Origin of the sequence: Variovorax terrae (assembly GCF_022809125.1) — a bacterium.
GTDB lineage: Bacteria > Pseudomonadota > Gammaproteobacteria > Burkholderiales > Burkholderiaceae_C > Variovorax_A > Variovorax_A terrae.
Window position 1 is genome coordinate 991052 of the sequence record NZ_JALGBI010000001.1, and the last position, 12978, is coordinate 1004029.

At 69.6% G+C, this 12978-nt stretch carries 12 protein-coding genes; all 12 read right to left on the reverse strand.

Features of this window, described 5'->3' with window-relative positions; all coding sequences use genetic code 11:
• Positions 1 to 4: 4 nt before the first annotated feature.
• On the reverse strand, positions 5 to 457 hold the full coding sequence (locus MMF98_RS04650; RefSeq protein WP_243304795.1) for a MaoC family dehydratase: 453 nt from the start codon (positions 455 to 457) through the stop codon (positions 5 to 7).
• 4 nt (positions 458 to 461) lie between these two features.
• Positions 462 to 1232, reverse strand: coding sequence for an IclR family transcriptional regulator (locus tag MMF98_RS04655; protein ID WP_243304797.1), 771 nt, complete (start codon positions 1230 to 1232; stop codon positions 462 to 464).
• 171 nt (positions 1233 to 1403) lie between these two features.
• Positions 1404 to 1970 carry a hypothetical protein gene (locus tag MMF98_RS04660; protein ID WP_243304799.1) on the reverse strand — a complete coding sequence of 189 codons (567 nt, stop codon included), beginning with the start codon at positions 1968 to 1970 and terminating at the stop codon, positions 1404 to 1406.
• 286 nt (positions 1971 to 2256) lie between these two features.
• Positions 2257 to 2784 carry a TetR/AcrR family transcriptional regulator gene (locus MMF98_RS04665; protein WP_243304801.1) on the reverse strand — a complete coding sequence of 176 codons (528 nt, stop codon included), beginning with the start codon at positions 2782 to 2784 and terminating at the stop codon, positions 2257 to 2259.
• Between the two features lie 82 nt (positions 2785 to 2866).
• On the reverse strand, positions 2867 to 3631 hold the full coding sequence (cobA, locus tag MMF98_RS04670) for a uroporphyrinogen-III C-methyltransferase (protein WP_243304803.1): 765 nt from the start codon (positions 3629 to 3631) through the stop codon (positions 2867 to 2869).
• Positions 3628 to 4533, reverse strand: coding sequence for a DNA-binding protein YbiB (gene ybiB, locus MMF98_RS04675; RefSeq protein ID WP_243304805.1), 906 nt, complete (start codon positions 4531 to 4533; stop codon positions 3628 to 3630). Before ybiB ends, cobA begins: the two co-directional genes overlap by 4 nt.
• Positions 4534 to 4594: 61 nt before the next feature.
• Entirely contained in the window at positions 4595 to 7399 is a 2805-nt protein-coding gene (locus MMF98_RS04680; RefSeq protein ID WP_243304807.1) for a nitrate reductase, read from the reverse strand.
• A gap of 130 nt (positions 7400 to 7529) precedes the next feature.
• Complete coding sequence (gene nirD / locus MMF98_RS04685; RefSeq protein ID WP_243304809.1) at positions 7530 to 7913, reverse strand: nitrite reductase small subunit NirD; 384 nt, start codon at positions 7911 to 7913, stop codon at positions 7530 to 7532.
• Positions 7914 to 7922: 9 nt separating this feature from the next.
• Positions 7923 to 8702 (reverse strand): type IV pili methyl-accepting chemotaxis transducer N-terminal domain-containing protein, encoded by a 780-nt coding sequence (locus tag MMF98_RS04690; RefSeq protein ID WP_243304810.1) that lies wholly within the window; start codon positions 8700 to 8702, stop codon positions 7923 to 7925.
• 22 nt (positions 8703 to 8724) lie between these two features.
• Positions 8725 to 11193 carry a nitrite reductase large subunit NirB gene (nirB, locus tag MMF98_RS04695; protein WP_279343511.1) on the reverse strand — a complete coding sequence of 823 codons (2469 nt, stop codon included), beginning with the start codon at positions 11191 to 11193 and terminating at the stop codon, positions 8725 to 8727.
• 15 nt (positions 11194 to 11208) lie between these two features.
• Positions 11209 to 12039: an ABC transporter ATP-binding protein gene (locus MMF98_RS04700; RefSeq protein WP_243304812.1), complete on the reverse strand. Its 831-nt coding sequence runs from the start codon at positions 12037 to 12039 to the stop codon at positions 11209 to 11211.
• Entirely contained in the window at positions 12036 to 12971 is a 936-nt protein-coding gene (gene ntrB, locus MMF98_RS04705) for a nitrate ABC transporter permease (RefSeq protein WP_243304814.1), read from the reverse strand. The genes MMF98_RS04700 and ntrB overlap by 4 nt, the downstream gene beginning before the upstream one ends.
• Positions 12972 to 12978: the final 7 nt, after the last annotated feature.

Consider the following 12978-nt stretch of genomic DNA (forward strand, 5'->3'; position numbering starts at 1 on the left):
TCCCTCAGGCCGGGCGCTTGTGCATCAGCGCGGAGCGCTTGCAGCGGGCCACCACCTCGTCGCGCTGGTTCAGGGCGAAATGCTCGAACTCCACGATGCCGGCGCGCGGGCGCGACTGGCTCTCGCGCACCGAGAGCACGCGGGTCTGCACGTGGATGGTGTCGCCGGCGAAGACGGGCTTGGGAAACGCCACATCGGTCATGCCCAGGTTGGCGACGGTGGTTCCGAGCGTGGTGTCGTTGACGGTCATGCCGATCATCAGCCCCAGGGTGAACAGGCTGTTGACCAGGGGCTTGCCGAACTCCGTCTTGGCGGCGAAATGCGCGTCCAGGTGCAGCGGCTGCACGTTCATGGTCAGCGAGCTGAACATCACGTTGTCCATCTCGGTGACCGTGCGGGTCCAGTCGTGGTTGAACTGCTGGCCAGGGGAAAACTCTTCGAAATACAGTCCCGACATCGGGCTACTCCTTGGTGGATGGGGTGGTTCTGGGGGGCTCGATGCTCTGGGCCAGGCTGCGGCTCGCGGCCGCGAGCGCCTGGCCGATCTCGTCGACACGTTCGCCCGACCGGCCCATGGGCGCGCCGACGACGAGCGAGAACGCCATGCCGTGCAGCACCAGGGGCGCCGCGACCGACAGCGTGTCGGCCTGGTGCTCGGCCAGGTTGGCGTGCCAGCCGCGCCGGTTGCCCTGCTCGATGACTTCGAGCAGCGAGGCCCGGTCGATCACGGTGGTGCCGGTGTAGGCCTCCAGCCGCAGCCGGTCGACCAGGCGGGTCCGCTCGGGCAGCGGCATCAGGCCCAGGAGCGCCCGCCCTGACGCGGAGGCATGCAGGGGCTTGGTCTGTCCGACATGGGCGGCGAAGCGCACGGTCCGGTCGGCCTCGGCCACGTCCAGGTACATGACGCGGTCGCCCGAGCGCTGGGCCAGGATCAGCGTTTCCTGCAGCTGGGCCCGCAACTGCTCCAGCACGGGCCGGATCCGGGCGGCGACCTGGTCGTGCGCGGCCACCAGCTCGGCCTCGTTGAGCCAGCGCCGGGTGAGGTAGTAGCGCCCGCTGGCCTGGTAGGCATAGCCCTCGGCTTCGAGCGTGTCCAGCAGGGCCAGGCAGCTCGATTTGGGAAACCCCAGCGCGGCCGAGATCTGCGACAGACTGGCCGGCGCCTGGGAGGCCGCGAAGAACTGGAGGATCTCCAGCACCCGTTTGGCGCTCTTGACTTCGTTCATGGACATGAACAATAGTTTATGAATATGTTTTATTTGGCATAAATAGGGAAAACCCTTGGTTGCTGCGGCCGCGCGCGCCGATCCGGGCCGGACGGCATCCGGCTCGGGGGCGTGGTGGGTCAAGGGGAAAGGGAAGGGCCTGCGCCGTCGCAGGCCCGTCGCTGGGCGTACGGGTGCTCAGGGCCTGGCCAGCGGAATCTGCAGGTTGGTGGGGCGGTTGTCTTCGGTGTCGAAGCCCCGGCCGTCCACGTTGCGCGCGCCCCAGAACAGCAGGCCATGGCTGAAGTAGACGAGGTCGTACTCCATGAAGTGGCGGCCTGCGACCAAGCCGAACGGCGCGAAGTTCTTGCCGAAGATGCTCTGCTTCGCCCCGACCTGCCAGGCGTCGTAGCCCGGGCCGGCCACCTTGTTGAGCAGGTCGGCGAAGCCCTGCAGCAGCGGGGTGACTTCGTAGGCTTCGTCGGCGACGAAATCCACCTTCTGGGCGCCGGCGGCGATCGGGTGCTCGCCGCGCCAGCCCATGTGGCCGCGCAGGTCGATGCGCGCCAGGGGGACCTTGCCGTAGGGGTCGGCGGAGTTGACGATGGACAGCTCGAAGCGGTCGCCGTCGAGGTAGCGGAAGCGGCGCTGCAGGTAGAACGGCTTGAGCGTGCCATCCGGGTTCTTGGTGGCGCTCGGGCGGATCTCGGGCGCGATGCTCACCCAGTCGCCCAGCAGGGCCTGCTTGGTTTGGTCGAGAGTCATGGTGGTGTGCCTTTCTGTGGAGGAGCCTGTCGGGGAAGAAACCGGGGTGGCGCAGCCCGCGGCCAGTGCAAGGGTGGCTGCGGCTGCCAGGAAACGTAGCGCAAGAAAGCGTTGCATGCTCGATGTCCTTTCCGGGAGGGGCGTGATTATGGATGTCAATCAACATCCATAATGGTAAGAGGATAGCGATTGACATCCAGATCGTCAACATGGGCGCGCCGGGGCTGGGTGGCGCTCCTGTCGCAGGGGCGCCGGTGGGGTATGGGTGGAGCGCGGGGGGCCGGGCTCAGCCCAGCCGGGCTTTCAGGTCGGCCGCCGCCGCCCGCAGGATTTCCCGGGACAGCTTCTCATCGCTGACGGCGCGGGCCATGGCGGTGGCGCCCACCAGGGTGGCCAGCGCCGCCAGGGCCGGCGCGCGCTTTTCTTCGGCGGGCAGCGTGGTGATGAGCTTGCCGATGAGCTCGGCATAGCGGTTGACCTGCGCGGCATAGGCCGAGCGGGCGCGCTCGCCGCTGCGCACCACGTCGCCGGCCAGCGTGGTGACGGCGCAGCTCGCGGCGATGTTGTCGCGGTGCGTGAGGCTCAGGTAGCCGTCAATCAGCCAGCCAAGGCTCGCCTTCGGGTCGGCCGCGATGCTGTCGGCCACCGCGCTGCCGTCGCGCAGGGCGCGCTCGATGGCCTCGGCCACCAGTTCGGCGCGCGAGTTGAAGTGCTTGTAGAAGCCGCCGTGGGTCAGGCCGGCCTCCTTCATCAGGTCGGCCATGCCGATGCCATCGACCCCGCGCTCGCGGAAGCGCTCGGAAGCGACCTTCACGATGCGCTCGTGACTCTCGGCTTTGGCAGTGCGCGAATGACCCATGCCGCCGATTATCGGCGCACGCCCAGTGGGGTTTGGTTCAGGCGGCCCGCTCGAGCGCGGGCAGGCCGGCCGCCTGGGCGCCCCGCACCACGTCGCCCACGACGATGACCGAGGGGCTGGCCAGCCCTTCAGCGGTGAGGGTCGCCTGCAGCCGCCCCAGCGTGGCCACCGCGTGGCGCTGGCTGGCCAGCGTGGCGTTCTGGATGATGGCCACCGGCGTCGAGGCCGGCAGGCCGCGCAGCAGCTCGCGCTCGATCTCGGTGGCGCCGGCCACGCCCATGTAGATCACCAGGGTCAGGCGCGCGTCGCGCGCCGTGGCCGCGAGCTGCGCCCAGTCGATGCCGGCCTCGCCAGGGCGCGCGTGGCCGGTGACGAACACGACGCCGTGGGCGTGGTCGCGGTGCGTGAGCGGCAGGCCCAGGCTGGTGACGGCGGCCAGCCCGGCGGTGATGCCGTTGACGACCTCCACCTCGACGCCGGCCGCGCGCAGGTGCTCGACCTCCTCGCCGCCGCGCCCGAAGATGAACGGGTCGCCGCCCTTGAGGCGCACCACGTTCTCGCCCTCGCGCGCGGCCATCACCATGAGCTTCTCGATGAAGGCCTGCGGCGTGCTCTTGCAGCCGCCGCGCTTGCCCACGTGCACGATGCGCGCGCTGGGCGCTGCGTAGGCCACGATGGCGTCGCTCACGAGGTCGTCCACCAGCAGCACGCTGGCGGCCTGGATCGCCTTCACGGCCTTGAGCGTGAGCAGTTCGGGGTCGCCAGGGCCCGCGCCGACGAGAGTGACTTTGCCTGTGTTCATAGCTGTGAGACCAAGTGCAAGATGTGTTCCACCTGCTGCGCGATCGAGGCCGGCAGCGGGCTGGCGCCGGCCAGCACGGATTGGGTGTAGGCCGCGGTGCTGGCGGCATCGATGTCCCGCGGCAGGTCGGGCACGCTGGGCAGCGTGCCTTTCACGCCCTCCTGCAGCAGCACGGGACGGCCCGCGATGAAGCCCTGCATCTGCGGCGTGCGGCGCGCATCGGCCACTACCTCGCCCTCGGTGCCGCGCAGCAGCAGGGCATTCGCGCCCATGAGCTCGAAGGTGGCGGCCATGGAGAGGGCGTACTCGGGATGGGTGTAGCTGCTCACCACCAGCGCCGTGCCCTTGCTCGGGTTCATGAGCTTGACGAGGCTGTGCGCCGGGTTGCGCAGGCCCACCACGCGGCGCACGTCGAGCAGGCGCTTGAGGCCGGGGCTCAGCAGCTCGGTCGGGGCATGGGCCACGGTGCTGTTTGCTATCTTATTGATAGCTAACAATGACCGCACGCCAAGGACCTCCAGCACATCGGAGGCAAAAACCCGGCTCGACTCGGTGGCCGTGCCGTGCACCAGCACCGGCAGGCCCTCGCGCGCCAGCAGCAGGGCCAGCAGCGGCGTCAGCACCGGCAGCTTGCGCGCACCGTTGTAGCTGGGCAGCACCACCAGCGGGCGGTCGCTGGCGGGCAGCCGGTTCAGGCGGGTGTAGGTGGCATCGAGGAAGCCCGCCATCTCCTCGGGTGTTTCGCCCTTGATGCGCATGGCCAGGCAGAAGCCGCCGACTTCGAGGTCGGTCACCGTGCCGTCCAGCACCTGGCCGAACAGGTCGGCCGCCTGCGCGCGCGTGAGCGATCGCGCGCCCTGCTTGCCGCGGCCGATTTCCTTGATGTACTGGCTGATTCCCATGGGTGCCGTCGATTGTCTGCGATGCCTGATGACTTCGGGCTATATGGCGAATGACGCGGGCTCAGGCCGGCGCGGCCTCGGTGTCGCGCACCAGGCGCCGCAGCTCCGGCACGCAGGAGCCGCACTGGGTGCCGCAGCGCAGCGCGCCCTGCAGCGCGGCGAGCCGTTCGCCCTCGCTGCCCGCGCAGCCGGCGAGCTGCGCGCGGATCGCCACGTCGGTGACGTTGAGGCAGGTGCACACCGGCTTGCCGCGCGAGACCACGGCCACCGGCGGCCTGGCGCCCGGCGCCAGCAGCAGGCGGCCATAGGCCTGCGCGGGCAGGCCGTCCTGCAGCACGGCGCGGATCCAGGCCTCGGCCGAGGTGTCGCCGGCCAGCAGGAAGCCGTCCAGCGTCACGGCGTCGCCGTGGCGCGCGAGGCGGGCCGCGCGGCGCTGGGCGCGGCGTGCGTCCGCGTAGCGCAGGGTGTCGGCCCGGTCCAGGCCGAGCCATTGCTCCAGTTGGGCGAGCACCTCGGCCGGCGGCGCCTCGAAGGCGGCCCCCCGGAACAGCAGGCCATGGCGCGCGCTGGCCTGCTGCGACAGCGGCACCTGGCTGGAGAACGGCACGCAGGCGGCGAAGGGGAACAGCGCCATCATTCGCCGCAGCCCGGTCTGCGCGGCGAGCACCTGCTCGCCCGGCAGCCAGGCCATGGCGAGCAGCGACCAGGGCAGCTCGGCCTTCAGGATCTTGACGGCCGCATGCTTGAGTTCGGGCTGTTTCGAATCGGGGCAGGCGGCCGAGGTGGTGAGCGCGTTCACGCCCGCCAGCGGCTTGCCGGTGCTGCTGACGCCGCTCAGGAACTCCTCGCCCCAGTGCATGGCGATGAAGGCCTGGCTCAGGCCGACCTCGGCGCTGGCCTGCGCCGGCAGCACGATGGAGCCGCGCTTGCTGGTCACGTGCACGAGGTCGCCGTCGCGCAGCTGGCGCCGCGCCATGTCCTGCGGGTGCAGCTGCACGGCGGGTTCCGCCACATGGCCGAACAGGCGGCCCAGCGTGCCGGTGCGGCTCATGCCGTGCCACTGGTCGCGCAGCCGCCCGGTGGTCAGCGCGAACGGGTAGCGCGACTCGCGCGGCTCCGCCACCGGCCGGTAGGCGTTGGCGACGAAGCGCGCGCGGCCGTCGGCGGTGGGGAAGCGGCCGTCCTCGTAGAGCCGGGCCCGGCCCTGGGTGTCGCCCGAGCGCATTGGCCACTGCAGCGGCCGCTCGTCGAGCGCGGCGTAGCTCATGCCGGTGATGTCGAGGTCGCGGCCGCGGGTGGACTCGCGGTGCTCATTCCAGATCGCCTCCACGCCCGCGTCGGCCAGCGGGTACGGGAACAGCGTGGGCTGGCCCGGGCGCAGCCGCTGTTCGAGCCGGTGCGCGAAATCGACGGCGATGGCCCAATCGTGCCGCGTCTGGCCCGGGCCGGGAACGGCGGGCCGCACGCGGCTGATGCGGCGCTCGCTGTTGGTCACGGTGCCGGTCTTCTCGCCCCAGGTGGTGGCGGGCAGCAGCAGGTCGGCATGGGCGCAGCTGGCCGTGGTAGCGAAGGCTTCCTGCACCACGACGAACTCGGCGCGCTCGAGCGCCCGGCGCACCATGGCCTGGTCAGGCATGGACTGCGCGGGGTTGGTGCAGGCTATCCACAGCGCCTTGATCTCGCCGTCGGCCGCGGCCTGGAACATCTCCACGGCCGGCTTGCCGGGTTTTTCGGGCACCGAGGGCAGGCCCCAGAGCGCGGCCACTTCGGCGCGGTGCTGCGGGTTGGCGAGCTCGCGATGCGCGCTGAGCAGGTTGGCCAGCCCGCCGACCTCGCGCCCGCCCATCGCATTGGGCTGGCCGGTCAGCGAGAACGGCCCGGCGCCGGGCTTGCCGATCTGGCCGGTGGCCAGGTGCAGGTTGATCAGCGCCGTGTTCTTGGCGGTGCCGCTGCTCGACTGGTTCAGGCCCTGGCAGTACAGGCTCAGGGTGGCCGCCGAGGTGGCGAACCACTGGGCCGCCGTGAACAGGTCCTGCCTGGCGATGCCGCAGGTCTGCGCCACGAGGTCGGGCGTGCAGTCGCGCACCAGGGCCTTGAGTTCGTCGAAACCCGAGGTGTGGGCCGCGATGTAGCCGGGCTGCGTCCAACCTTCCCACAGCATGATGTGCAGCAGGCCGTTGAACAGCATCACGTCGGTGCCGGGCTGTAGCGGCAGGAACAGGTCGGCGATCTCGGCGGTGCCGGTGCGGCGCGGGTCGGCCACGATGATCTTCAGCGCCGGGTTGGCGGCGCGCGCCTCCTCGATGCGGCGAAACAGGATGGGGTGGGCCCAGGCCGCGTTGCTGCCCGCGATGAACAGGCATTGCGCGTGGCTCACGTCGTCGTAGCAGGCGGGCGGCGCATCGGCGCCCAGCGTCTGCTTGTAGCCGGCGACCGCGCTGCTCATGCACAGGCGCGAGTTGGTGTCGACGTTGTTGGTGCCGACCAGGCCCTTGGCGAGTTTGTTGAAGACGTAGTAGTCCTCGGTCAGCAGCTGGCCCGAGATGTAGAAGCCGACGGCATCGGGGCCGTGGTCATGGATCAGCTGCGCAAACTTGCCGGCGGCGTGGTCGAGGGCCGCGTCCCATGAGACGGGCACCGGCGCTTCGCCGCGCCCGGCCCGCCGCATCGGCTGCAGCAGGCGCGTCTGCCGCGTCACGGCGGCGCTGGCCGTGAGGTGCAGGGTCGAGCCCTTGGTGCACAGCCGGCCGAAGTTGGCGGGGTGGTCGGGGTCGCCGCGCACGCCGGTGATCTGCGGGCCCTCGCTTTCGATAATGACGCCGCAGCCCACGCCGCAGTAAGGGCAGGTCGATCGAGTCTCCGTCATCGCGCCCATCCTCGGGGCTGCGGCGTTTCACGGATTCCGCAAAGCGGACCGCCGCAGGCGAGTCCGCAGCCCACACCGCAATAGGGACAGGTCGATCGAGTCTCCGTCATCGCGCCCACCCCGTCATGGCTCAGGCGGCGGCCGGATGGTGGGCCGGCCCGGCGGTGGGACGCGCCAGCCCGGTGCCCACCGTCTGCAGCTCGTGCGCGTCCAGGTGCACCAGGCCCGCTTCCACCTTCACGCTGAAGCGGGGCGTGCAGCCCTCGTCGGGCGCGCGGGCGCAGCCGTCGGCCAGGCCGATGGTCCAGTTGTGCAGCGGGCAGGCCACGCTGGTGCCGAACACGATGCCCTGCGACAGCGGGCCGCCCTTGTGCGGGCAGCGGTCGAGCAGCGCGAAGATCTCGTCCTGCTCGCTGCGGAACACGGCCACGTCCAGCCCGTGCGGGCGCGACACGCGGCGCGAGCCGAGCCGGGGGATGTCGTCGATGCGGCAGATGGCTTTCCAGTCGCTCATGATGGAACCTCAGGCTTTCAGGTTGGCGTACAGACCGGTGACGCGGTCCATGATGGTGAGCAGGTTCTCGCTCGACACGAACACGTCCGACAGCGCCCTGGCGTGCACCGTGCTGGCCTGCGGGCGCTGCAGCGCGAGGTCGAAGAACACCCACTGGCCGTCGGCCAGGGCGAGTTCGTCGCGGATCCTTGCGGTGGCCTCGGGCGCGCTGCGCAGGGTCTGCATGGCCGTGAGGAATTCGCTGCGCGCCTTGGCCAGCTCGGCGGCCGCGAGCTGGGGCTCGACCTGCATCGCGCCGGCCATGTAGAACTTGGCCATGCGCTGCGACAGCATGCGCTGGCGCCCGGCGATGTTGACGAGCCTGCCCAGCGGCTGGCCCGAAAGCTGCTCGTACTGCACCGTGCCCTGGTTGGCGAGCGCCAGCACCCGGGCGTCGTTCTGGATCACCTGGCTGGCGCCGTTGCGGCTGGGTTGGGCGCCGACCAGCGAGGCCTTGAGGTCCGACCATGCGAGCTCGAGCCGGCCGTAGGTGTCGCGCAGTTCGGGCGTGGGCGCGAAGCCCTTGAGCTCGGCGAGCTGGCGGTCGAACAGGGCCATCGAGCGGTCCAGCACGGCACGCGCGCTGGAGACCTCGACCTCCTGCACCACGGCCAGGTAGGCCTTGCCCATGCGCTGCGAGAGCATGCGCTGGCGCCCGGCCTTGTTGATGGCGTCGTTGACGTCGGCCACCTGTGCGGCCAGGGGCAGCGCGGCGCAGGCGCTGGCGATCAGAAGGGTTCTGCGTTTCATGGGCATGTTCAGGGTGGCTGCCTCAGGCGCCCAGCGGGGCGAACTGCCGCGTGTCCACGGCCGCCTTGTCGAACTCGAACCACGGGTCGGGCTCGCCGTCCAGGCTGAACTGCAACCGCTCCCACAGCGCCCGGCGGCCTTCGGGGTCGTCGAGGATTCTCTTTTTCACGGCGTCCAGGCCGACGCGGTTGACGTAGTGCACGGTGCGTTCCAGGTACCAGCCTTCCTCGCGGTAGAGCTGCAGGAAGGCGCCGCTGTACTCCAGCACCTCGGCCGCGGTCTTGACCTTGCAGAAGAAATGCGCGACCTCGGTCTTGATGCCACCGTTGCCCGCGACATAGATCTCCCAGCCGCTGTCCACGCCGATCACGCCCACGTCCTTGATGCCGGCCTCGGCGCAGTTGCGCGGGCAGCCGCTGACCGCGAGCTTGACCTTGTGCGGCGCGTACATGCGCCAGAGGGCGCGCTCCAGGTCCTTGCCCATCTGCGTGCTGTCCTGCGTGCCGAAGCGGCACCATTCGCTGCCCACGCAGGTCTTCACCGTGCGCAGCGCCTTGGCGTAGGCATGGCCGCTGGGCATGCCGATGTCCTTCCAGACGCCGGGCAGGTCTTCCTTTTTTACGCCCAGCAGGTCGATGCGCTGGCCGCCGGTGACCTTGACGGTGGGGATCTGGTATTTGTCCACCGCGTCGGCGATGCGGCGCAGCTCGGCCGCCGTGGTCTCGCCGCCCCACATGCGCGGGATCACCGAGTAGGTGCCGTCCTTCTGGATGTTGGCATGGCTGCGCTCGTTGATGTAGCGGCTTTGCGGGTCGTCCCGGGCCTCCTTGGGCCAGGTGCTGATCAGGTAGTAGTTGACGGCGGGGCGGCAGGTGGCGCAGCCGTTGGGCGTGCGCCACTCCATGAAGCGGAAGGTGTCGGCGATCGTGACCAGCCGGTGGGTCCGGATGGCGTCGCGCACGTCCTGGTGGCTGTGGTCGGTGCAGCCGCACACCGCCTTCTTCTTGGGCGTGGCCGAATAGTCGCCGCCCGCGGTGAACATCAGGATCTGCTCGACCAGGCCGGTGCAGGAGCCGCAGCTCGCGCTGGCCTTGGTGTGCTTGCGCACCTCGTCGAGCGTGAACAGGCCCTTGTCCTTGATGGCCTTGCAGATTGTGCCCTTGCTCACGCCGTTGCAGCCGCAGACCTCGGCGTCGTCGGGCATGGCCGCGGCCTTGCTGTGGCCTTCGTGGCCCACGTCGCCGATGTTGGATTCGCCGAACATCAGCTTGTCGCGGATGTCGGCCACGCTGCGGCCGTCGCGCAGCAGCTTGAAGTACCAGCTGCCATCCACCGTGTCGCCGTACAGGCAGGCGCCGACCAGCCGGTCGTCCTTGACCACCAGCTTCTTGTAGACACCGGCGAAGGGATCGCTCATCACGATCTCTTCGGTGCCTTCGCCGCCCATGAACTCGCCGGCGGAGAACAGGTCGATGCCCGTGACCTTGAGCTTGGTGGAGGTTTGCGAGCCGGTGTAGCGGCCGATGCCGAACTGCGCGAGATGGTTGGCCACCACCTTGCCCTGCTCGAACAGCGGCGCCACCAGGCCGTAGGCGATGCCGCGGTGGCTGGCGCATTCGCCCACCGCGTAGATGCGCGCATCGGTCACGGTCTGCAGGGTGTCGCTGACCACGATGCCGCGGTTGCAGTGCAGGCGCATCTTCTCGGCCAGCTCGGTGTTGGGCCGGATGCCGACGGCCATCACCACGAGATCCGCCTCGGCTTCGGTGCCGTCCTTGAACTTCACCGACTTCACGCGGCCGCCCTTGCCGTCGTCCTGGTCGCCCACCAGCTCCTGCGTCTGCGCGCCGAGCAGGAACCGCAGGCCGCGCTCCTCGAGCGACTTCTGCAGCAGCCGGGCCGCCACGCCGTCGAGCTGGCGTTCCATGAGCCAGGGCATCACGTGCACCACGCTCACTTCCATGCCGCGCTTCATCAGGCCGTTGGCGGCCTCCAGCCCGAGCAGGCCGCCGCCGATGACCACGGCCTTCCTGTACCTGGCCGCGGCCTCGATCATGGCCTGGGTGTCGGCGATGTCGCGGTAGGCCAGCACGCCTTGCAGGTCGCGGCCGGGCACCGGCAGCATGAAGGGGTTGGAGCCGGTGGCCAGCAGCAGCCGGTCGTAGGGCGCTTCGGTGACGCCGCCCTGGGCATCGACGGCCTGCACGGTGCGGTGCACGCGGTCGATCTGCATCACCTTCTTGCCGGCGTGCAGGGTGATGCCGTTGTCGCGGTACCAGTCCCAGCCGTTGAGCACGATCTCCTCCAGCGTCTGCTCGCCCGCGAGCACGGGCGACAGCAGGATGCGGTTGTAGTTGGGGTGGGGCTCGGCGCCGAACACGGTGATGTCGTACAGGTCGGGCGCGACCTTGAGCAGCTCTTCGAGCGTGCGCACGCCGGCCATGCCGTTGCCGACCATCACGAGTTTCTGTTTCTTCACGCGCATGTCCATGGTGTTCTCCGGCAGTCAGGCGGCAGCCTTCTCCACATGCGCCTGGCGCGTGTAGAGGAAGTCGATCACGGCCTTGCGGCAGTGCAGGTAGCGGGTGTCCTCGGCCAGCGCGACGCGGCTGCGCGGGCGCGGCAGGTCCACCGCCAGGATCTCGCCGATGGTGGCGGCCGGGCCGTTGGTCAGCATCACGATGCGGTCGCTCAGCAGCACGGCCTCGTCCACGTCGTGCGTGACCATCACCACCGTGCTGCGGGTCTTGGCCACGATGGCCAGCAGCTCGTCCTGCAGCTTGGCGCGCGTGAGCGCGTCGAGCGCGCCGAAGGGCTCGTCCATCAGCAAGACCTGGGGCTCCATCGACAGCGCGCGCGCGATGCCCACGCGCTGCTTCATGCCGCCGGAGATTTCGCCGGGCCGCTTCTGCGCGGCGGCGCTCAGGCCCACCAGCGCCAGTGCGGCGTCGGTGCGGGCCCGCAGCTGTGCCTTGTTCTCGGCCGGCACGCCGGTCACACGGCTGGAGGCGCCGAACACGCGCTCCACCGCCAGGTAGACGTTCTCGAAGCAGGTGAGCCAGGGCAGCAGCGAATGGTTCTGGAACACCACCGCGCGCTCCGGCCCCGGGCCCTTGATCTCGCGGTTGGCGCAGATCAGCGTGCCCTGCGTGGGAGCGGCCAGGCCCGCGATCAAATTGAGCAGCGTGGACTTGCCGCAGCCCGAGTGGCCGATCAGGGCGACGAACTCGCCCTGGGCCACCGTGAGGCTGATGCCGCGCAGCGCGGGGAAAGAACCCTTGGGCGTTTTGAAGGTCTGCTCGACGCCCTGGATCTCGATGTACTTGGCGGTGTTCATGACTTGACCTCCTCGAAGGTGAAGGCGGTGGCGAGCTTGATGAGCGCGAACTCCAGCACGAGACCGACGATGCCGATCACGAAGATGGCGATGATGATGTTCTTGACGTTGAGGTTGTTCCACTCGTCCCAGACCCAGAAGCCGATGCCCACGCCGCCCGTGAGCATCTCGGCGGCCACGATCACCAGCCAGGCCGTGCCCACCGCCAGGCGCACGCCGGTCAGCATGTAGGGCAGCACGGCGGGAAACAGGATCCTGGTGATGATCTTCCACTCGGAGAGGTTGAGCACGCGCGCCACGTTCATGTAGTCGCTGGGCACGCGCTGCACGCCGACCGCGGTGTTGATGACCATGGGCCAGATCGAGCAGATGAAGATGGTCCAGATGGCCGCCGGGTTGGCGCCCTTGAACACCAGCAGGCCGATCGGCAGCCAGGCCAGCGGCGAGACCGGGCGCAGCAGGCTGATGAGCGGGTTGAACATGCGGGAAAGGAATGTGAAGCGCCCGATCAGGAAGCCTGCCGGGATGCCCACCAGCGCCGCCAGGCCGAAGCCCAGCGCCACGCGCTTGAGCGAGGACAGCACGTTCCAGCCCACGCCCTGGTCGTTAGGCCCCTTGCTGTAGAACGGGTCGCTGAACACTTCCACCGCCTGCCGGAGGGTGTCGGCCGGCGTGGGAAAGCCGTTGCTGTTCTTCATCGCCACCAGTTCCCACACCAGCACCAGCAGGCCGAGGCCGAGCACCGGCGGCAGCACGCGCAGCCACAGGCCGCGCCAGTCGAAGGGCGCGCGCGGGGCCGGCGCCGGGTTTTTCAAGGGTTTTGGGGCGGATGTCAGCGTCGGGTGGTCATTGGGTGCTATTGTTTTTGTAGCAACTCGAGGGTCGGGCGAGGCACTGGCCTCGAGCGGGGTGTGGAAGACGGCGCTGACCATGGCGTTC